20 protein-coding genes are annotated in these 19,372 nt (G+C 65.4%); 8 read left to right on the plus strand and 12 right to left on the minus strand.

From position 1 onward, the window contains the following. Window positions 1–15: 15 nt before the first annotated feature. The gene (locus BSY18_RS21270; RefSeq protein WP_156317951.1) at window positions 16–177 is read right to left on the minus strand and encodes a NepR family anti-sigma factor; all 162 of its coding nucleotides are present in this window, start codon (window positions 175–177) and stop codon (window positions 16–18) included. 169 nt (window positions 178–346) lie between these two features. Further along, on the minus strand, window positions 347–1,009 hold the full coding sequence (locus BSY18_RS12600; RefSeq protein ID WP_069050828.1) for a sigma-70 family RNA polymerase sigma factor: 663 nt from the start codon (window positions 1,007–1,009) through the stop codon (window positions 347–349). 259 nt (window positions 1,010–1,268) lie between these two features. On the opposite strand from BSY18_RS12600, the gene BSY18_RS12605 reads away from it, so the two are divergent. Beyond that, window positions 1,269–1,382, plus strand: coding sequence for an entericidin A/B family lipoprotein (locus tag BSY18_RS12605; protein ID WP_054134317.1), 114 nt, complete (start codon window positions 1,269–1,271; stop codon window positions 1,380–1,382). A 79-nt stretch (window positions 1,383–1,461) separates the two neighbouring features. Here the strand turns inward: BSY18_RS12605 and BSY18_RS12610 are convergent, their stop codons facing one another. The 8 genes from BSY18_RS12610 to BSY18_RS12645 form a co-directional block, all read right to left on the minus strand. After that, a complete protein-coding gene (locus BSY18_RS12610; RefSeq protein WP_069050829.1) occupies window positions 1,462–1,629 on the minus strand; it encodes a DUF1328 domain-containing protein in 168 nt (55 codons plus the stop codon). Between the two features lie 92 nt (window positions 1,630–1,721). Beyond that, window positions 1,722–2,549 (minus strand): NUDIX domain-containing protein, encoded by an 828-nt coding sequence (locus BSY18_RS12615; protein ID WP_150126278.1) that lies wholly within the window; start codon window positions 2,547–2,549, stop codon window positions 1,722–1,724. A 71-nt stretch (window positions 2,550–2,620) separates the two neighbouring features. Further along, complete coding sequence (locus BSY18_RS12620; RefSeq protein WP_054133873.1) at window positions 2,621–2,866, minus strand: hypothetical protein; 246 nt, start codon at window positions 2,864–2,866, stop codon at window positions 2,621–2,623. A gap of 280 nt (window positions 2,867–3,146) precedes the next feature. Next, window positions 3,147–3,944, minus strand: a complete 798-nt coding sequence (locus tag BSY18_RS12625; RefSeq protein WP_069050830.1) for a helix-turn-helix domain-containing protein — start codon at window positions 3,942–3,944, stop codon at window positions 3,147–3,149. A gap of 56 nt (window positions 3,945–4,000) precedes the next feature. Continuing rightward, window positions 4,001–4,909 (minus strand): 4-hydroxybenzoate octaprenyltransferase, encoded by a 909-nt coding sequence (gene ubiA, locus BSY18_RS12630; protein ID WP_069050831.1) that lies wholly within the window; start codon window positions 4,907–4,909, stop codon window positions 4,001–4,003. A 181-nt stretch (window positions 4,910–5,090) separates the two neighbouring features. Then, the gene (locus BSY18_RS12635) at window positions 5,091–5,891 is read right to left on the minus strand and encodes a tryptophan 2,3-dioxygenase (RefSeq protein WP_069050832.1); all 801 of its coding nucleotides are present in this window, start codon (window positions 5,889–5,891) and stop codon (window positions 5,091–5,093) included. A 40-nt stretch (window positions 5,892–5,931) separates the two neighbouring features. Continuing rightward, window positions 5,932–6,135 (minus strand): hypothetical protein, encoded by a 204-nt coding sequence (locus tag BSY18_RS12640; protein WP_117351469.1) that lies wholly within the window; start codon window positions 6,133–6,135, stop codon window positions 5,932–5,934. Window positions 6,136–6,159: 24 nt separating this feature from the next. After that, window positions 6,160–6,534, minus strand: a complete 375-nt coding sequence (locus tag BSY18_RS12645; RefSeq protein WP_197275731.1) for a hypothetical protein — start codon at window positions 6,532–6,534, stop codon at window positions 6,160–6,162. Window positions 6,535–6,751: 217 nt separating this feature from the next. On the opposite strand from BSY18_RS12645, the gene BSY18_RS12650 reads away from it, so the two are divergent. The 6 genes from BSY18_RS12650 to BSY18_RS12675 all read left to right on the plus strand — a co-directional run bounded on the left by BSY18_RS12650 (window position 6,752) and on the right by BSY18_RS12675 (window position 14,880). Further along, the gene (locus BSY18_RS12650) at window positions 6,752–7,759 is read left to right on the plus strand and encodes an ArsR/SmtB family transcription factor (protein ID WP_069050834.1); all 1,008 of its coding nucleotides are present in this window, start codon (window positions 6,752–6,754) and stop codon (window positions 7,757–7,759) included. Further along, the gene (metF, locus tag BSY18_RS12655; RefSeq protein WP_054133818.1) at window positions 7,756–8,715 is read left to right on the plus strand and encodes a methylenetetrahydrofolate reductase; all 960 of its coding nucleotides are present in this window, start codon (window positions 7,756–7,758) and stop codon (window positions 8,713–8,715) included. Before BSY18_RS12650 ends, metF begins: the two co-directional genes overlap by 4 nt. Further along, window positions 8,712–9,758: a homocysteine S-methyltransferase family protein gene (locus BSY18_RS12660; RefSeq protein ID WP_069050835.1), complete on the plus strand. Its 1,047-nt coding sequence runs from the start codon at window positions 8,712–8,714 to the stop codon at window positions 9,756–9,758. The genes metF and BSY18_RS12660 overlap by 4 nt, the downstream gene beginning before the upstream one ends. Window positions 9,759–9,902: 144 nt before the next feature. Then, entirely contained in the window at window positions 9,903–12,500 is a 2,598-nt protein-coding gene (gene metH, locus BSY18_RS12665; RefSeq protein ID WP_069050836.1) for a methionine synthase, read from the plus strand. A gap of 99 nt (window positions 12,501–12,599) precedes the next feature. Beyond that, window positions 12,600–13,871 carry a cation:proton antiporter gene (locus BSY18_RS12670; RefSeq protein ID WP_054135880.1) on the plus strand — a complete coding sequence of 424 codons (1,272 nt, stop codon included), beginning with the start codon at window positions 12,600–12,602 and terminating at the stop codon, window positions 13,869–13,871. A gap of 67 nt (window positions 13,872–13,938) precedes the next feature. After that, complete coding sequence (locus tag BSY18_RS12675) at window positions 13,939–14,880, plus strand: hypothetical protein (protein ID WP_069050837.1); 942 nt, start codon at window positions 13,939–13,941, stop codon at window positions 14,878–14,880. Between the two features lie 4 nt (window positions 14,881–14,884). Here the strand turns inward: BSY18_RS12675 and BSY18_RS12680 are convergent, their stop codons facing one another. Beyond that, the gene (locus BSY18_RS12680; protein ID WP_069050838.1) at window positions 14,885–15,955 is read right to left on the minus strand and encodes a CNNM domain-containing protein; all 1,071 of its coding nucleotides are present in this window, start codon (window positions 15,953–15,955) and stop codon (window positions 14,885–14,887) included. A gap of 134 nt (window positions 15,956–16,089) precedes the next feature. Between BSY18_RS12680 and BSY18_RS12685 the strand changes: the two genes are divergently transcribed. After that, a complete protein-coding gene (locus BSY18_RS12685; RefSeq protein WP_069051904.1) occupies window positions 16,090–18,165 on the plus strand; it encodes a protein-disulfide reductase DsbD family protein in 2,076 nt (691 codons plus the stop codon). 20 nt (window positions 18,166–18,185) lie between these two features. Here the strand turns inward: BSY18_RS12685 and BSY18_RS12690 are convergent, their stop codons facing one another. After that, entirely contained in the window at window positions 18,186–19,361 is a 1,176-nt protein-coding gene (locus BSY18_RS12690; RefSeq protein ID WP_069050839.1) for an amino acid aminotransferase, read from the minus strand. Between the last annotated feature and the right edge of the window lie 11 nt (window positions 19,362–19,372).

Consider the following 19,372-nt stretch of genomic DNA (forward strand, 5'->3'; position numbering starts at 1 on the left):
GACGGCACGCTGGGTTCAGCGAGATCCGCCGCCCAGGTTTATCTTGTCGAGCTGGGCGAGCAACGCATCGAACTGGTCGGGCAGCGGGGTGTCGGTGACACAGTCATAGACCTCGCGCAGGCTGCGACCGATCCGCGCCTGGCGCATCACGAGCGGATCAAAACCAGATGTATGCATGGCGGGTTCCTCCAGACGTTCCAGGGAATTGACACCGCGCACTTTCTTCACTTCCCGTTCCGGCCGGTATGGCCGCTTTGTAAAAAGAGGACGCCTGTCGGCGTCCTTGGTTGCAACCTCCCACCGCCGCCGCGACGATGGGTTCCGGCACTGCGCCGGATCGAGAGGGTCAAGCTGCAAGCGCCGTAACGCCCTCGCTCAACCGGTCGAGAGTGCCCAGGATGTCGCTCATCGCTTCATCAGCCGAATTGCGCTGGCGACGCGTGCCGATGGGTGAATCTCCATCGAGCATCGCAACCAGGGCGGCGCGCGCACGCGAGACCCGGCTCTTCATCGTGCCGACCGCGCAATCGCAGATTTCTGCCGCTTCCTCATAGGAGAAGCCGCCGGCGCCCACGAGAATGATCGCCTCGCGCTGGTCGGCACCCAGCTGCATCAGTGCCATGCGCACGTCTTCGAGGTGGAGCGGCGCCTGCTGATCCGAGTTGGACGTCAGGGTGCGCTCGGCAACACCTTCATCATAAGGCGCGGTGAACTTGTTGCGGCGCATCTGCGAGATATAGCAGTTGCGCAGGATCACGAAGGTCCAGGCACGCATCGAGGTATCGGGACGAAACCTCGCACGCGCTGCCCATGCCTTCAGCATCGTGTCCTGAACCAGATCGTCGGCCAGATCCATCTTGCCGCACAGGCTGTAACCGAAAGCGCGAAGATGCGGAATGGTGGCAGCAAGGCGCTGCTTGAAGGTTGCATCGTCCAACGGCACGATGGCCTCCGGAGCAACCTGCTCGGCGGTTTCGTCAGTCGTGCTGTGGTCCGGTTTGATTGTCATCGCTTGCGCCTCTCGATAGCTGCCCCCAAAGCAGCGTGATTGGTCCGTGGAAAAAGGGTGTCGGGCAGCGCATTGTCTCAGCGCGCCTGTCCGCATCCCACTCTTCCAACAACCCGCCGCCTGCGGGATGGTTCCGTTTTATTTGTGCGCAACCTTCTGGCCGCCACAGCGTAGATAGCCGGGTCATGCCGCCCGCAAACGGCATCAGGTTATTGAAAACGAAGGATTACCGACCATGAATCGCACCCGCTCCTATCGCATGATCGTCGCCGCCGGACTCGTCGTGACGCTGCTGTCTGCCTGCAACACCGTCAAGGGTGCCGGCCGTGACGTCGAATCCGTCGGCAAGGCTGCCGAGCGCGCCATCGACTGATTGTGCATCGCAGGCTTTCGATACGAAAAAGGCCCGGATCGCTCCGGGCCTTTTTTGTGTCTGCCTTGCGTCTGCGGCGTTACGCTCGACCGCGCACCAGATGCATGACCAGGCTGATCACCAGGAACAGCAGGAACAGGAAGAACAGGATCTTGGCAATCCCGGCAGACGCGCCGGCAATTCCGCCAAAACCCAGAACGCCGGCGACAATCGCGACGATCAGGAAGATAAGGGCATATTGCAACATTGTTCATCTCCGGTTGGGATGAACGGGTTACGCGGCCGGCCGCGCCGGGGTTCCCCTTGCGCGCGGCTTTTTACGGGCACGCCGGAAAAGGATCAGCCGCGCATCGCGCTGGTGATCGGCTCGCTGGTCACCGGATAGCCCAGATCCTCGTCGATGCACAGATGCGGCTGGCCGTCGCGATCCTCGATATAGGGCATGATCATCTGCGATGGGTAACGGGCGATATGGTCCAGCGCCTCGCCGATGCTGCCGAACTGCGCCAGCCGTTCCAGATTGCGCCGCGTCGGGAAGATGAGTTTGACCTTGCCCTCTTGCGCCATGGCCAGCGCCTCGGCTGCAGTTGCCCAGAACAGGTGCCGGTTCTCGGTCTCGTCTACTTCGATGATGTGATCATGCCCATCGCACTGCGCGATGAAGAATCGCGTGTCGAAAACGCGGTGCCTGTTGAACGGCGGCCGCCAGCGGGTGAACGGGGTAAGCGCGGACAGATCGAACTGCCATCCGGCGGTGCGCACCACGTCCGAGAACACGGCGCCGCCGTGCATCGCCGCGCGCGCGCTGGCCAGCGCATCGCGCTCGGGCGGATCTACGAAGCCCAGGCCCAGCCCGGTTTCCTCGATCGTCTCGCGAATGGCCGCGATCCGTGCGGCGGCATCGTCGGGCTCGAGCGCATGGTCCATCGTGGCGGCGAGCGCGTGGTCGTCGGGATCAACCCGGCCGCCGGGAAACACCACGGCGCCTCCTGCGAACACCATCTGCGCCGAGCGTTCGACCATCAGCAGTTCAGGCGCCCCGCCCCCGGGCAATTGCCGGAACACGATGATGGTTGCTGCAGGCGTCGCCTCGGGCAGGGGTTCGCCGGTGCGCGGATCGATGGTCGGGGTTTCGCGTTCGGACGCCGGAGATATCTGGTCAGCCATGGCCCCTGTCATCGCCGATCAAACCGGTGCTGCCAAGCGCGAAAACGATAGCCTGGGCAAGCGGCCTGCGCTCAGTGGCGCAGCAGGCGTTCGGCAATGCGCTCGGGCTCGATCCGGTAATGCCCCTGCACGGCGGCGCGGGCTACAGAGTAATAGCGATCGGGCAGCAGCGTCGCATCGTCGATCAGGTCGGCCTCGCGGTCGCATTGATCGACCAGCATGTCGAGCAGTCCGATCAGCCGGTCACGGTCCGGCGAAGGCTGCGCGGCGCTGCGTGTGAACAGGCCAAGTCCCTTTTGCGCCAGTAATCCGATCATTGCTGCAACTCCTTCGCTGGAATATCGTGGTCCAGACCATGAACGGCAGCGGTCGGCGCAGATTTAGGGTTTTGCTAACCATGATCGCCTTGTCGGGATATTTTACACCCGATTACAACTCGAAGCTTTCGTTAACCATCTAACCCTATGACAGCGCTTGCAATGATCGGACTGGCACAGGGTCTGCATCGGCAAGAGCACAGTCGTCTTCAAAGATAGGCAGGGCGGTCGCTTCACAGGTCTCGCACCGCCCTGCCCTTCCCCCCTAACACCGCTGATGTCAGGCTCCACCCAGCGAGCGCAGCACCTGCATGGTGCGCGCGTCGGCGGGAAAGAACGTCTCAAGCGCGAGTTCCGACAGCGTGATGTCGCGCGGCGTGCCGAAGATCGTCACCGTGGTCATGAAGGACAGCCTGCCCGCCACCGTATCGATCACCAGCGGCAGCGCGATCGGCGCGCGCCCGGCAGGGGCATTGTCGTTTGCCGACCCCGGATAGCCCGCCAGCTCATCGCGCAGCAGGCTGAGCGCTGCATCGGCGGTTAGCTCGATATCGCGGTCGAGCCGGTGGAGGATGTAGCTGCGCCATTGCTCGTAATTGACGATCTGCGGCGCCAGACCATCGGGGTGGAGCGCCAGCCGCAGCACGTTGACCGGCGGCACCAGAAGGTGCGGCGCGATCTGCTCGGTCAGCAGCGCCAGCGCGCCATTGGCCGCCACCATGTTCCAGTGCCGATCCACCGCCAGCGCGGGAAACGGCTCGTGCGCCTTGAGCAGATGCTCGACCGCCGCCAGTGCCTCGGCCATTTCGGGCGCGGAAAGGCCTGTCTCCTCGAACTCGGGCGCCAGCCCTGCTGACAGCAGGATCTGGTTGCGCGCGCGCAGCGGGATATCGAGATAGTCGGCGAGACGGATGATCATGTCGCGGCTGGGCTGGGCACGCCCGGTTTCGACGAAACTGAGATGCCGGGTGGACATCTCCACCTCCAGCGCCAGTTGCAACTGGCTGAGGCGGCGGCGCTCGCGCCATTGGCGCAGCTGTTGCCCGGCGGGCTCGGATGTGCGGGTATCCTGTGGCATGGCCGCGATCCTAGCGGGGAGAGATAGGCTAAACCATTACCTTGCAGGTCATGATGCTACCCCGCCAGCCCCACCGTCGCAAAGGCCAGAAAGGCCAGCAGCCCGGCATCGCGGTTGCTGCGGAACTTGGTCAGCGGGTCCTGCGGATCGGCGGGCTTGAGCGCGACGACCTGCCAGCAAAGGTGCAGCGCGACGGGCGCCAGCGCGGCGAGCGCCAGCACATCGGGGCGGACCTGCCAGATCGCCGCTGCCCACAGGCCCAGGGTCAGCGCATAGAACAGCGCGACGCCAGGCCTGACGGCAGCGCCCATTGCGCGCGCGCTCGAACGGATGCCGACCAGTGCATCGTCCTCGACATCCTGCAGCGCGTAGATGGTGTCATAGCCGATGACCCAGGCGACGCAGCCGAAATAGAGCAGGAACGCAGGCAGCGGCAGCGCATCGTCCACCGCCGCCCAGGCGACGAGCGCGCCCCAGCTGAACACCAGCCCGAGCCAGGCCTGCGGCCACCACGTGATCCGCTTCATGAACGGATAGGCCGCGACCAGCGCCAGCGAGCCGATCGCGATCAGCGCCGAAAGCAGGTTGAGCTGGACCAGCACCACCAGCCCGATCGCGCACAGCGCCAGCAGCCAGCCCCAGGCGGCCTTGAGGCTCACCGCGCCGCTCGCCAGCGGGCGCCCGCGGGTGCGCGCCACCTGCGCGTCGAGATCGCGGTCGACGATATCGTTGTAGACGCAGCCTGCGCCGCGCATCGCGATCGCGCCGAGCAGCATCCACAGCACCAGTGGCCAATGCGTGCGCAGCCCGCCCGACAGCGCCAGCGCGAACGGGCAAGGCCAATAGAGCAGCCACCAGCCGATCGGCCGGTCGAACCGCGCCAGCAGCGCATAGGGTCGCGCCGCAGCGGGCAGCAGCGCCAGCAGGCCGCGTGTTTCGGTATCGGGGAGCGGGGCGGTGGTCATGGCATAGCCCTAGTGCGGTTTGCAGCGCCAGGGAACCCGCTGTCCCGCCAAGTTGCACTCGTGCCCTCCTGATTCGTCACCCCCGCGCACGCGGGGGTCCCGCTACTGCGTCGACGTCGGCCAAGAAAGCGGTATTCCCGCGTTCGCGGGAATGACGAAAGAGGAATTCGCAAAGCTAAGGCTATAGCCGCGTGCGCAGCGACCACAGTTCCGGAAACGCCTTCTTGCCCAGCGTACTGTGCAGATAGGCCGCGCCCGCGGTGCCGCCAGTGCCGCGCTTCATGCCGATGATCCGCTCGACGGTCAGCACGTGCTTGTGCCGCCAGGCGGCCATCGCATCGTCGAGATCGACCAGCTTCTCGGCAAGCTGGTACAGATCCCAGTGGCGCTCGGGATCGGCATAGACCTGGACGAAGGCGTCCTCGACTGCGGTATGCGGCGCATAGGCCTGGCTGAAATCGCGCTCCAGCACCTCTGCCGGGATGGCAAAGCCGGCGCGCGCGGCGGCCGCGATCGCGTTGTCCCACAGGCTGGGGCTGGCCAGCGCCTCGGCCATCGCCGCCTGCGCCTCGGGCCGGTCGTCCTGAAACTTGAGGAACGCCTTGTCCTTGAGGCCGAGCAGATATTCGACCGTGCGGAACTGGTCCGACTGGAAGCCCGAGCTGGGGCCCAGCACGTTGCGGAAGCGGGTATAGTCGCTTGGCGTCATCGTCGAGAGGATATCCCAGCTCAACGTCATCACCGCCTGGATGCGGCTGACCCGTGCCAGCCCCTTGTACGCCGGGATCAGCGCGCCCGAAGCCACCTGGGCATTCGCCATCCGCAGCTCGCGGATGATCTGCTTGAGCCACAGTTCCTTGGTCTGGTGGATGATGATGAACAGCATCTCGTCGTCCTCGGACGACTGGGGCTGCTGGCAATCGAGCAGCGAATCGAGCGCGAGATAGCGCGCATAGGTCATGGGGGAGGATGTGTCGGTCATGCCCGGCTTGATAGCGGCAGGCCGACCGAGGCGAAACCTGCTATTGCGCGGGCGCGTCCTGCGCTGCGCCTTGCTGCGCGGAGGCAGCAGCGGGATCGGCATTGCGCTCGTCGAGCATTTCGGCGGCTTCGTCCAGCGCGCGGGCCTCGCCCACCGTGACACCGCCGGGGCCCGGATCATTGTCCGCTGCCCCACAAGACATGGCCGCCAGCGCGCTAACGCTGACGGCCAGTATCTTCAGCATGCTTCCGAAGAAGCGATGCATGGCTTATTCAGCAGCCTTCTTGGCAGCTTCACCAGCGGCCGCAGCAGCGTCCTTGGCTTCGCCAGCAGCAGCAGCAGCTTCGTCAGCGCCAGCTTCAGCAGCGTTCACAGCGCCTTCAGCAGCAGCTTCGGTGGCTTCACCAGCAGCTTCGGTTGCTTCAGCAGCGGCGTCGCCAGCAGCTTCAGCAGCTTCCATGCCGGCATCAGCAGCTTCTTCAGCGGTTGCTTCTGCGGTGGCAGCTTCTTCGGTGTTTTCTGCGCCGCAAGCAGCCAGGGCCAGCGAGAGAGCGGCAACCGATGCGATCGAAAAAATGGTCTTCATCTTGAACTTCCGTCCTGTTCTAATTGGCTGATCACCAGCCCAAAAGGAGTTAAACACGTCACAATTGTGCCGACAAGCTTCAGACAAGCCCCCACTGTCGGACCGGCGCATCTAGCGCCAGTTTTTCGCCTTTGCAATCACTTTGGTTGGGAAAGTCGCCAAACAGAGACACAAGCTTACAAATCGCACGGGCCACGCGGCTTTTCCGGCAGCTGCCCACGCCGGGCAATATGCCGCATTGACCACATATAAAGAATTCTTTATATGCCCTTTCATGGATATGACGCTGCTCTTCAAGGCTTTGGCCGACGACAGCCGTTTGCGCATCATGCTGCTGTTGCAGCTGATGGAGCTTTCGGTTGGGGAGCTTGCGGCAGTGCTGGACCAGAGCCAGCCGCGGGTTTCTCGCCATGTGCGCATTCTGGCAGAGGCTGGGCTTGCCGAGCGGCACAAGGAAGGCAGCTGGGTGTTCCTGCGCCCTGCGCTGCCGCGGCTGAACCACAAGGCTGCCAGCCTGCTCGATGCCTTCCTGCGCCACGACGATGCCGTCGGTCCGGTGCTGAGCGCGCAACACGCCGCCGACCGGGCGCAGCTGGATGCGATTCGCGCCATCCGCGAGCAGCGTGCGGCCGATTTCTTCGCGCAGCATGCCGGGCAATGGGATGCCATCCGGTCGCTGCACCTGCCCGAGGCCGATGTCGAAGCCGCGCTGGCGGATATGATTCGCGACCAGCCGTTGGGGCGTCTGCTAGATATCGGCACCGGCACCGGGCGGATGATCGAGCTGTTCGCCGACAGCGCCGAACACAGCACCGCGCTCGATCGCAGCCCTGAAATGCTGCGGCTGGCGCGCGCCAAGCTGCAGCATCACGCCACCGAACAGGTCGATCTGGTGCAGGCGGATTTCTACGCGCTGCCGCTGATCGACCAAGGCTTCGACACGATCCTGCTGCACCAGGTGCTGCATTATGCGCAGAACCCGCAAGGGGTGATCGACGAGGCAGGCCGGGTGGCAGCACCCGGCGCGCGCATCGCCATCGTCGATTTTGCCCCGCATGCGCTGGAGGAGTTGCGCGAACGGGACGCGCATGCGCGGCTCGGCTTCGGCGACGACCAGATCGCCACGATGCTTGCCGGTGCCGGGATCGACCTTATCGAGACGCGCAGCCTTTCGGGCGGCGCGCTCACCGTGAAAATCTGGCTGGGGGTGCGGCATGGCAAGGCGCCGCCCGCCTCCCTCCACCCGCAAAAACAACAAACGCCCAGAAAGGCTGCTGCATGACCCTGTCGCTCAAACAACTGGCTGAAGCGCGCGAGGCGCTTGGTACCCCGCTGTTCGCAGGGCTGGCCGGCGATGTCGAGGTGAGCTTCGAGTTCTTCCCGCCCAAGACCGAGAAGATGGAAGAGACCTTGTGGGACACGCTGACCACGCTGGCGCCGCTCAAGCCCAAGTTCGTCTCGGTGACCTATGGCGCGGGCGGGTCGACCCGCGAGCGCACCCACGCCACCGTCGCGCGGATTGCGGCCGAAACCGCGATTCCCGCCGCAGCGCATCTGACCTGCGTCGATGCGACTCGAGACGAGATCGACGAGATCGCGCAGAACTACTGGAACGCGGGCGTGCGCCACATCGTCGCGCTGCGCGGTGATCCGCCGCGTGCGGGCGAGAAGTTCAGCCCCCATCCGGGCGGCTATGCCAATGCCGCAGAGCTGGTCACCGGCCTCAAGAAAGTCGCGCCGTTCGAGATTTCGGTCGCGGCTTACCCTGAAACCCATCCCGATGCCGATTGTGCCGACAGCGACATCGACAATCTCAAGCGCAAGATCGATGCGGGCGCGGACCAGGCGATCAGCCAGTTCTTCTTCTCGCCCGAAGCGTTCTTCCGCTTTCGCGATGCCTATACCAAGGCCGGCATTACCAAGCCGATCCTGCCGGGCATCCTGCCGGTCAGCAATGTCGCCACCACCCGCAAGATCGCGGGAATGTGCGGCACCGCCATCCCGCAATGGATGAACGACCTGTTCGAAGGGCTGGACGATCACCCCACCACCCGCCAGCTGGTTGCTGCCACGGTGGCCGCCGAACTGTGCCGCCGGCTCTATTCGGGCGGTGTGCGCCACTTCCATTTCTACACCCTCAACCGGGCCGAGCTCAGCTTTGCGATCTGCCACCTGCTTGGCCTGCGCGCCAACCGGCACGCACAGGCGGCTCCGGTTCTCCAGGAGAATGCCGCGTGACCCCCGCCGAACACCTCAAGTCGATCGCCGCCACCCGCATCATGATGCTCGACGGCGGCTATGGCACCGCAATCCAGGCGGCCAAGCTGACCGAGCAGGATTTCCGGGGCAATCTGGAGTTCACGCACGACCAGAAGGGCAACAACGATATCCTCGCGCTCACCTGTCCTCCGGTGATCGCGGGAATCCACCGCGCCTATCTGGATGCAGGATCGGATATCATCGAGACCAACACCTTCAGCGCCAACCGCATCAGCCAGGCCGATTATGGCGCGGAACATCTGGTGCGCGAGATCAATCTAGAATCCGCCCGTGTCGCGCGCGAGGAAGCCAATGCGGCGTATGCCCGTGACGGCAAGCCCCGCTTTGTGGCAGGTGCGATCGGCCCGACGAACAAGACGCTGTCGCTGTCGCCGGACGTCAACGATCCGGGCTATCGCGAGGTCGATTTCGATACCATGCGCGATGTCTATCGCGAACAGTGCGACGCGCTGGTCGAAGGCGGGGTCGACTTCATCCTGATCGAGACGATCTTCGACACGCTGAACGCCAAGGCCGCCGCGATGGCCGCGCGCGATGCGGCGCAGGCTGCCGGGCGCGAAGTGCCGATCATGATCTCGATGACGATCACCGACATGGCCGGGCGCAACCTGTCCGGCCACACCGTCGAGGCGTTCTGGCACGCGGTGCGGCACATCAAGCCGCTGACCATCGGGCTCAACTGCTCGTTCGGCGCCGACCTTCTGCGCCCGCATCTGGCGGCGCTGGCGCGGCAGGCCGATACTTTGGTGATGGCCTATCCCAATGCCGGGCTGCCCAATGATCTTGGCCAGTATGACGAGCTGCCCGAACAGACCGCAGAGCTGATCAAGCAGTGGCTCGACGACGGCCTGATCAACATCGTCGGCGGCTGCTGCGGCACCACCCCTGCGCATATCGGCGCAATCGCGCGCGCGGTTGCCGATGCGCAGCCGCGTGCCATCCCCACCCCGCCGGTGCAGACGCGCCTCGCCGGGCTGGAGCCGTTCACGATGGCGGCTTGATCCAGACTTCTCCCCTCCCGCCTGCGGGAGGGGTAGGCCGCGCCGCAGGCGAGGCCGGGGTGGGCCTGAACCTGCCCGAAGTTTCGTAGCCGCGCCCACCCCCTACCCCCTCCCGCAAGCGGGAGGGGAGAGAATTGAGAAAAAATGACCCAGTCCACCGCCCAGTTCGTCAACATCGGCGAGCGCACCAACGTTACCGGCTCTGCCAAGTTCAAGAAGCTGATCATGGAAGACCGCTATGAAGAGGCGGTCGATGTCGCGCGCCAGCAGGTGGAGAACGGCGCGCAGGTCGTCGACATCAACATGGACGAAGGCTTGCTCGACGCGCACGCCGCGATGACCCGCTATCTCAAGCTGATCGCCGCCGAGCCCGATATCGCGCGCGTGCCGTTCATGATCGATTCGTCGAAATGGTCGGTGATCGAGGCGGGGCTGAAGTGCGTTTCGGGCAAGCCGATCGTCAACTCGATCAGCATGAAGGAAGGCGAGGAAGAGTTCCTGCGCCACGCGCGCATCTGCATGGATTACGGCGCGGCCGTGGTCGTGATGGCGTTCGACGAGGTCGGGCAGGCCGACACCAAGGAGCGCAAGGTCGAGATCTGCGAGCGCGCGTACAAGTTGCTCACCGGGATCGGTTTTCCGCCCGAAGACATCATCTTCGACCCCAACATCTTCGCGGTCGCCACCGGCATCGACGAGCATCGCCGCTATGCCATCGACTTCATCGAGGCGTGCACCGAGATTAAGAAGCGTTGCCCGCATGTCCATATCTCGGGCGGCGTCTCCAACCTGTCGTTCAGCTTCCGTGGCAACGAGCCGGTGCGCCGCGCGATGCACAGCGTGTTCCTCTACCACGCCATCAAGGCAGGCATGGACATGGGCATCGTCAACGCAGGGCAGCTCGACATCTATGACGACATCAATCCTGAGCTGCGCGAAGCGTGCGAGGATGTGATCTGGGACAGGCGCGAGGATTCGACCGAGCGGCTGATCACGCTGGCCGAATCCTTCCGCGGCAAGGACGAGCGCGCCGAGAAGCAGGCCGCCGAATGGCGCAGCTGGCCGGTGGTCAAGCGGCTGGAGTATGCGCTCGTCAAGGGCATCGACGCGCATATCGTCGAGGATACCGAGGAAGCGCGGCTTGAAGCGACCCGCCCGATCGAGGTGATCGAAGGTCCGCTGATGGACGGGATGAACGTGGTCGGCGACCTGTTCGGCGAGGGCAAGATGTTCCTGCCGCAGGTGGTCAAATCCGCACGCGTGATGAAGAAGGCGGTCGCGCACCTGTTCCCCTATATCGAGGCCGAGAAGGACCCCAATGCCAAGGGCAAGGGCCGGATCATCATGGCGACCGTGAAGGGCGATGTGCACGATATCGGCAAGAACATCGTCGGCGTAGTGCTGCAGTGCAACGGCTATGAGGTCGTCGATCTGGGCGTGATGGTGCCCTGGCACGACATCCTCAAGGCCGCCAACGACAACAAGGCCGACATCATCGGCCTGTCCGGCCTGATCACCCCCTCGCTCGACGAGATGGTGACCGTGGCCGAGGAAATGCAGAAGGCGGGCATGACCATGCCGCTGATGATCGGCGGGGCCACCACTTCCAAGGTCCACACCGCGCTCAGGATCGCTCCAGCGTATGAGGGCCCGGTGATCCACGTGCTCGATGCCAGCCGCGCGGTCGGCGTCGCCTCGAACCTGGTCAGCCAGACCAACCGCGATCCCTTCGTGCTCAAGGTCGCCGAGGAATACGAGGCCGTCCGCATCGCCCGCGCCAACAAGGGGCAGAACGAGCTCGCCCCGCTCGAGGTCGCGCGCGCCAACGGCTTTGTCGCCGACATGAGCCAGAAGCCGCCTGCGCCGGTGCAGCCTGGCCTCCACGTGTTCGAGGACTGGGACCTTGCGGACCTTCGCGAATGCATCGACTGGACGCCATTCTTCCGTGCGTGGGAGCTGGCGGGCAACTTCCCCGCAATCCTCACCGACGAAGTGGTCGGCGAGAGCGCGACGTCCTTGTTCGCCGATGCCAATGCGATGCTCGACCAGATCATCGAAGAGAAATGGCTCACCGCGAAGGGCGTGGTCGGGCTGTGGCCGTGCCAGCGCGATGGCGACGATGTCTTCATCCATGCCGGCGGCGAGGAAATCCGCATGCCGTTCCTGCGCCAGCAGATTGCCAAGCGCGAGGGCCGGGCGAACATGTGCCTTGCAGACTTCATCGACACCGCGGGTGACTGGATCGGCGGCTTTGCGGTCACCGCAGGGCATGGCATCGACGAGCAGCTGGCAAAGTTCCAGGCCAATCACGACGATTACAACGACATCCTGCTGAAAGCGCTGGCCGACCGCCTCGCCGAAGCCTTTGCCGAACGCCTGCACCAGCACGTGCGCACCACCCTGTGGGGCTATGCGGCAGGCGAGCAGCTGACCAACGAGGCGCTGATCAAGGAGCAGTATCGCGGCATCCGCCCCGCGCCGGGCTATCCCGCCTGCCCCGACCACAGCGCCAAGCCTGCGCTGTTCGAGATGCTCAAGGCCACCGATGCGACCGGCATCACGCTGACCGAAAGCTTTGCGATGCTGCCGACCGCGGCGGTCAGCGGCTTCTATTTCGGTCATCCGGACTCGGCCTATTTCGGCGTGGCGCGGATCGGTGAGGATCAGCTCACCGATTATGCCCACAGGCGCGGGGTCGACATGGACACCGCCCGCCGCTGGCTGCGTCCCAATCTGGACTGACCGGTCGGGATCGGTGCGGATGTGTTGACTCCCGCGCACTAAACCGCAACATCCCGCCGGGACTGGCGCTGCGGCAGTCCCCCAAGGGGCCTGTAACGCGTGACACCATCGGAGCTCAGCGCGTATTTCTTCCTGCAGATGGCGCTGATCATCGCCACCTGCAGGGTGATCGGCTATGCGGTTCGCCGGTGGCTGGGCCAGCCCCAGGTGGTCGGCGAGATGATGGCGGGCGTGGTGCTCGGCCCCTCGCTGTTCGGATATGTCCTTCCCGACGTGCAGGCCGCGCTGTTCCCAGCAGAAACCCGCGACGTGCTGTTCGTCTGCGCGCAGCTGGGCGTCGGGCTGTACATGTTCATCGTCGGGCTGGGCTTTCGCTCTGATCACTTCCGCGCGCAAATGGGCAGCGCCGCTGCGGTATCCTTCACCGGCATGGCGGTCCCGTTCCTGGTCGCCGTCGTGCTCGCCCCGATGCTGCAACGGGTGCCCGGGCTGTTCGCCAGCGACGTCAACCAGTTCCAGGCAACGCTATTCCTGGGCGCGTGCATCGCGATCACCGCCTTTCCCATGCTCGCGCGGATCATTCACGAACGCGGGCTCACCGATACACGGCTGGGCAGCCTGACGCTGTCAGCCGGCGCGATCGACGATGCCGCCGCGTGGACGGTGCTCGCCATCGTGCTGGCGAGCTTCGGCGATGGCCCGGGCGTCGCGATCAAGGCGATCGCCGGCGGCGCGGCGTTTGCCGCGTTCATGCTGATCTACGGGCGGCGGCTGCTCGCGCCTCTGGGCCGGATCGCCGAGCGCGATGGCAAGGTCACGCATTCGATGCTGGCGGTGGTGTTCGTGCTGTTCATGATGGCCGCATTCGCGATGGACTTCATCGGCATCCACGCGGTGCTGGGCGGATTCATCCTGGGCATCTGCATGCCGCGCGGGCTGCTCGCCAACGATGTCCAGCGCCAGCTCGAGCCGATTGTGATGGTGCTGCTGATCCCGATGTTCTTTGCCTATTCGGGGCTCAACACCCAGCTGACCGTGGTCAACAATGCCGAGCTGCTGGCGATCGCGATGGGGATCCTTGCCGCATCGATCCTCGCCAAGGGGGTCGCCTGCTATGTCGCCGCGCGGCTGACCGGGCAGGACAATGCGACCGCCATGGCGATCGGCGCGTTGATGAATGCGCGCGGCATGATGGAGCTGATCATCATCAACATCGGCCTGCAGCGCGGCATCATCGGTCCGGCGCTGTTTTCGATGCTGGTGATCATGGCGATCGTCACGACCTTCATGGCATCGCCGCTGTTCGATCTGGTCTACGGCCGCAAGCGCAAGAGTGCGCCGGTAACGGATGCGCCCGGGCCTGTCCCGTGACGGGACGGGCCTTACGTTAACCCTCTAAATCCGCGCGTTTTTGTGCCGCTGTGCTATTTTCCGCGGCATGACCTTCTTTCGCATCCTCCTGCTCGTCGCGCTGCTCGCCAGCATCGCCGTCCCGCTCTCCGCGCAGCAGGGACGCCCCACACCCTATCGCATCGCCGAGACCGGCAAGGCATATCGCTCGCTCGCCGATGCTGTTGGCAAGATCGGCGGAGGCACCGGGACGATCGAGGTACAGCCCGGCATCTGGCGCGACTGCGTGGTGCAGGAAGCGGGCAACATCACCTATCGCGCGGTCACGCCGGGCAGTGCAATCTTCGATGGCGGCGTGTGCGAGGGCAAGGCGACCCTGGTGCTGCGCGGCCGCAGCGCGCGCGTCGAGGGCCTGATCTTCCAGAACATTGCCGTGCCGGACGAGAACGGCGCAGGCATCCGGCTCGAATGGGGTGACCTGACCGTCGTCAACAGCCTGTTCCGCGACAGCCAGCAGGGCATCCTTTCGGCGCAAAACCCCGGCGGCCGCATCGTCATCGACAAGAGCACGTTCTCGGGGCTCGGCCTGTGCGCATCGGACTGCGCGCATTCGCTCTATATCGGCGATTACGGCTCGCTCACCGTCACCCGCTCGCGCTTCGAAAAGGGCCAGGGCGGGCACTATGTCAAAAGCCGCGCAGCCCGCGTCAGCATCACCGATTCGAGCTTCGACGACAGCCGCGGCAATGGCAGCAACTACATGATCGACCTGCCCGGCGGCGCGAGCGGCGAGATCACCCGCAACATCTTCGTGCAGGGGCAGAGCAAGGAAAACTGGTCGGCGTTCATCGCTGTGGCCGCCGAGGGCCGCAGCTATTCCTCGGCTGGCCTGCAGATCTTCGGCAATGACGCAAGCCTGGCGCCAGGCGTCGAGCGCAACACCTGGTTCGTCGCCAACTGGAGCCGCGATCCGATCCCGCTGGGCGAAAACCGGCTAGGCAAGGGCCTGAGCCCCTACGACCAGCGCTGACCCATCAGTCTGCCGTGGCGTCGATCCCGATCCGCCTCGCGCGCGCCTTCCACATGTCGCGGGCATAGGCCTGCATGTCGGGGATCTTGTCGACTTCGTCGATGATCTCGAGCCCGAAGATGGTCTCGACCACATCCTCCAGCGTGACGATGCCCTGCGCCGAACCATATTCGTCGACCACCAGCATGATGTGGTGGTTCTCCTCGATGAACCGTTGAAACAACCGGTCCACGGGCACCGTGCCCAGCGTGCTGGTCATCGGCCGGATCAGGCTGTCGAGCGTGGCCTCACCCTGCCGCGCCCGATCGCCCTGCTCGATGATGTGCATCAGCACCTCGCCCTTGAGGACGAAGCCGATGACATCGGCAGGGTCGGTATCCGAAATCGGGATGCGGGTGAAAGGCTTGTCGCGCACCTCGCCCACGAATTCGGCCAGCGGCGTGGTCTTCGGCAGCCCGAACACCACCGTGCGCGGGGTCATGATGTCCCAGGTCTTGACCTCACCCAGCTGCAGCAGATTGTGCAGCACCTCGCTCTCCTGCCGGTGCAGCTGGCCTGAATCGCTCCCCATCCGCGCGACCGCCATCAGCTCTTCGCGGTGCTTGGGAGCGTGCGCGGCCTGGCCGAAGGTGATCAGCCGGGTCAGCTGCTGCGAAAACCAGACCAAGGGCGCGAGCAGGCGGATCATCACCGGCAGCACCCGCCCGACAAAGGGCGCAAGCTGCAGCGCATAGCGCGCGCCGATGGTCTTGGGGATGATCTCGGTCAGGACCAGCACCGCCACCGTCAGCGCGGCGGCGAAGATCGCCTGAGTCGAATTGCCGAACAGCCGCGCATATTCGGCGCCTGCGCCTGCCGCGCCCATCGTATGCGCCACCGTGTTGAGCGTCAGGATCGCCGCCAGCGGGCGATCGACGTCGCGCTTGAGCACCTCCATGCCATCGGCCCAGCGTGCGCCGTTGGTCTTGCCGGTCTGGATCGCAGACGGTGTGATGGTGAGCAAAGAGGCTTCGAGCAGCGAGCACAGGAACGATATTCCCAGCGCGCTGCCAACATAGATGAACAAGAGGGTCATGAATCTGCCAATGGGTGGGGGAAAAGCCGAGCGCTCAAGGAGCGTACCCCTCGACCACAAGGTCGGTTCCCGGCAAGGGCCCGTTGACCCATTGGCGAAAGCTCGCAAAGCGACTACATCGGCCGCCAATGACGATGCGCCTCCTGAAAGCCGTGCTGGCGGTGATGCTGACCCTGTTGCCGCTCGCCGCGTCGACACAGCTTGTCGCGCAACCGCTGCAGCGCGGCCCCAACAACATCGCGGCATCTTTGGTCGCCGAAAGCCCCGCGCCCGCGCCGGGAAGCACCGTCGATCTCGCCTTTGCGATGACCCCCAAGTCCGGCTGGCACGGCTATTGGCTGAACCCCGGCGATGCCGGGCTGGGCATGACGCTGACCTGGAACCTGCCCAGGGGGGTGAGCGCGGGCGAGTTGCGCTATCCCGTGCCCGAAACGCTGATCATCGCCGGGCTGATGAACCATGTGTTCGAGGGCGCCTACGCGCCTCTGGTGGCGCTGACCATCGATCCGTCCCTGGCCCCCGGCGCCCGCCTGCCAATCTCGGTCAAGGCCGACTGGCTGGCCTGCACCGACGAGATCTGCGTGCCCGAAAGCGCGACGCTATCGACCAGCCTGATCGTGGGCGATGGCGCGACCAGCAAGGACACCCGCGCCCGGTTCGACGGCTGGCGCCAGCGCCTGCCTGCGCCTTTGGGATCGAAGGCGACGTATCAGCTCGACGGCAAGATCCTGCGCATCGCCGTCCCCTATCCCGCAGCGGGCGATATCGAGGCGCCCTATTTCTTCGCAAGCACCGAACGGGTGGTGCGCTACAGCGCGCCCCAAGCTTTTTTCCGCGATGGCGACCGGCTGATCATCGAGACCGAGGCGAGCGGCGCATTGGCGGGACCGCTGGCAGGCGTGCTGCGCATCGGTGAGCATCTCGGGCTCGAGCTGGTGGCCGATAAGGGCGCGGTGGCACCCGGCGGCACGCGGGTCGATGCCGCTCCGGCGGAAGAGCCCGAGGGCGACATGCTGGCGCTGCTCGCGGCCGCGCTGGGCGGCGCGCTGCTCGGCGGCCTGCTGCTCAACATCATGCCCTGCGTCTTCCCGATCCTCAGCCTGAAGGCGATCAGCCTTGCCAAGGCCGGTGGCGACGAGCGCGGTGCGCGGCGCGATGCGCTGGCCTATACTGCGGGCATCGTGCTGGTGTGCGTCGCGCTGGGCGGACTGCTGCTGATCCTGCGCGCGGGCGGCGAGCAGGTCGGCTGGGCATTCCAGCTGCAGGACCCGCGCATCATCCTGGGCCTGTTGCTGCTGGTCACCACGATTTCCTTCAACCTGGCCGGACTGTTCGAGTTCGGCAGCATTTCTGCAGGCTCGAGCCTCATCGGCAGGGGCGGTGCGGCAGGCTCGTTCTGGACCGGCGCGCTCGCGGCCTTCGTCGCAACACCCTGCACCGGGCCGTTCATGGCCGCGGCGATGGGCAGCGCGCTTGTGCTGCCGGTGCCTGCCGCGCTGCTGGTGTTCGCAGGCCTGGGCCTGGGCCTTGCGCTGCCGTTCCTCGCGATCGGCTTCATCCCCGCGCTGCGCCACCGCCTGCCACGACCGGGCGCCTGGATGGGCACCTTCCGCAGCATCATGGCGGTGCCGATGTTCCTGACCGGGCTGGCGCTGGTCTGGCTGCTGGGCCAGCAGACGGGCAACACCGGCGTGCTCTTCGGCCTTGCCGCCGCGATGCTGCTGGCGTTGCTGCTGTGGTGGCTGGGCGCGCGGCAGAAGGCCGGACGCAGCGGCTGGCTGCCGCTTGCCCCGGCGCTTGCCAGCGCGGTCGCGGCCGTGCTGCTGCTGCCGACGGGAGGAAGTGCAGCCTCGCCCGGCACCTCTGCCGGTGCCACCCTTCCCGCCCAGCCGTTCAGCGAGGCGAAGCTTGCGCAGCTGCGCGCTGCGGGGACCCCGGTATTCGCTTATTTCACCGCCGACTGGTGCATCACCTGCAAGGCCAACGAAGCCGCCGCGATCCAGCGCGAGGCCACCGCCGCCGCGTTCAGCAAGGCGGGCGTGGTGGTGCTGGAAGGCGACTGGACGCGCCGCGATGCCGCGATCAGCCGCTATCTCGAGGCGCAGGGCCGCTCGGGCGTACCACTGTATGTGTGGTACAAGCCCGGCAGCGACCCGGTCATCCTGCCGCAGGTGCTCACTGTCGAGACGCTGACGGAACTGGTCGGCTGATCGCCCGATCGGGGGTGCGCCTATGCGGTGACCGCGCGCAGCCCTTCGATGAAGTGCGGGATATTGGCGTCGGTGAATCCGGCGATGTTGATCCGTCCCGATCCCGCCATGTACACGCCATAGTCGGCGCGCAGTGCGGCAATCTGTTCGGAGGTCAGCTGCAGCACCGAGAACAGTCCGTTCTGCTGGCCGACCGCGGCGAGATTGACCGACCCGATCGCCTGATGCGCCGCCAGCGCATCGCGCACGCCGCGCATCCGCGCCCGCATCGATGCAAGCTCGTCGAGCCAGATCTTGGTGAGGCCTTCGTCTTCCAGCACGATCCGCACCGATGCCGCGCCGTGATCGGGCGGCATCGACCAGTTGGCGCGCGCGAGCGCGGCCAGGTTCGATTGCACCGATGCCTGCTGCGCGGGGCTTTCGGTCATCACATACAGCGCGCCGACGCGCTCGCGATAGAGGCCGAAATTCTTGTCGCAGCTGTACGCAATCAGCGCCTCGGGCACGCGCGAGAGCACCGCACGCAGGCCATAGCCGTCCGCCTCGAAGCCATGGCCAAGGCCGTGATAGGCAAGGTCGATCAGCGGGAACAGCCGCTTGGCCGCCACCGTCTCGGCAATCTCGTTCCACTGGGTTTCGCTATAGTCCGCGCCGGTGGGGTTGTGGCAGCATCCGTGCAGCAGCACCGCATCGCCTGCCTCGGCCTTGTCGAGCGCGGCTTCGAGCGCGTTGAAATCCAGCCGCTGGGTCGCGACATCCATGTGGCGGAAGGTCTCGCAGGCAAGCCCCACTGCATTGAGGATCTGCACATGGTTGGGCCAGCTGGGCGTGCCCATCCAGATGCGACGGACGCCGGCCTTGAGCAGCAGGTCCGCCGCAAGCCGCACCGCGCCGGTGCCGCCCGGGGTCTGCAGCCCGTCGATGCGTCCGGCCGGGTCGAAATCGCCCAGCATCCACGGCATGATCGCGCGGACAAAGCCCATATCGCCTTCGGGGCCGAGATAGCTCTTGCTGTTCTGGTCCGCGAGCAGCCTTGCCTCGGCCGCCTTGATCGCCGCGAATACCGGCGTGGCGCCATCGGCGGTGCGATAGACGCCAACGCCAAGGTCGATCTTCTCGGCGCGTTCGTCAGCGGCATAAAGCTTGATAAGCGCGAGCAGCGCGTCGGCCGGTTGCGCCTTCAATTGTTCAAGCACGGATCAATCCC

The sequence above is a fragment of the Blastomonas sp. RAC04 genome, assembly GCF_001713435.1.
GTDB lineage: Bacteria > Pseudomonadota > Alphaproteobacteria > Sphingomonadales > Sphingomonadaceae > Blastomonas > Blastomonas fulva.

Coding starts and splice junctions, on each gene's coding strand:
- ubiA (WP_069050831.1), bottom strand. CDS start 4,909: ATGACCACCGCCCCGCTCCCCGATACCGAAACACGCGGCCTGCTGGCG.
- BSY18_RS12600 (WP_069050828.1), bottom strand. CDS start 1,009: ATGACAATCAAACCGGACCACAGCACGACTGACGAAACCGCCGAGCAG.
- BSY18_RS12605 (WP_054134317.1), top strand. CDS start 1,269: ATGATCGTCGCCGCCGGACTCGTCGTGACGCTGCTGTCTGCCTGCAAC.
- BSY18_RS12610 (WP_069050829.1), bottom strand. CDS start 1,629: ATGTTGCAATATGCCCTTATCTTCCTGATCGTCGCGATTGTCGCCGGC.
- BSY18_RS12640 (WP_117351469.1), bottom strand. CDS start 6,135: ATGCTGAAGATACTGGCCGTCAGCGTTAGCGCGCTGGCGGCCATGTCT.
- BSY18_RS12635 (WP_069050832.1), bottom strand. CDS start 5,891: ATGACCGACACATCCTCCCCCATGACCTATGCGCGCTATCTCGCGCTC.
- BSY18_RS12625 (WP_069050830.1), bottom strand. CDS start 3,944: ATGCCACAGGATACCCGCACATCCGAGCCCGCCGGGCAACAGCTGCGC.
- BSY18_RS12650 (WP_069050834.1), top strand. CDS start 6,752: ATGGATATGACGCTGCTCTTCAAGGCTTTGGCCGACGACAGCCGTTTG.
- BSY18_RS12675 (WP_069050837.1), top strand. CDS start 13,939: ATGACCTTCTTTCGCATCCTCCTGCTCGTCGCGCTGCTCGCCAGCATC.
- BSY18_RS12680 (WP_069050838.1), bottom strand. CDS start 15,955: ATGACCCTCTTGTTCATCTATGTTGGCAGCGCGCTGGGAATATCGTTC.
- BSY18_RS12620 (WP_054133873.1), bottom strand. CDS start 2,866: ATGATCGGATTACTGGCGCAAAAGGGACTTGGCCTGTTCACACGCAGC.
- metH (WP_069050836.1), top strand. CDS start 9,903: ATGACCCAGTCCACCGCCCAGTTCGTCAACATCGGCGAGCGCACCAAC.
- BSY18_RS12615 (WP_150126278.1), bottom strand. CDS start 2,549: ATGGCTGACCAGATATCTCCGGCGTCCGAACGCGAAACCCCGACCATC.
- metF (WP_054133818.1), top strand. CDS start 7,756: ATGACCCTGTCGCTCAAACAACTGGCTGAAGCGCGCGAGGCGCTTGGT.
- BSY18_RS21270 (WP_156317951.1), bottom strand. CDS start 177: ATGCATACATCTGGTTTTGATCCGCTCGTGATGCGCCAGGCGCGGATC.
- BSY18_RS12685 (WP_069051904.1), top strand. CDS start 16,090: ATGCGCCTCCTGAAAGCCGTGCTGGCGGTGATGCTGACCCTGTTGCCG.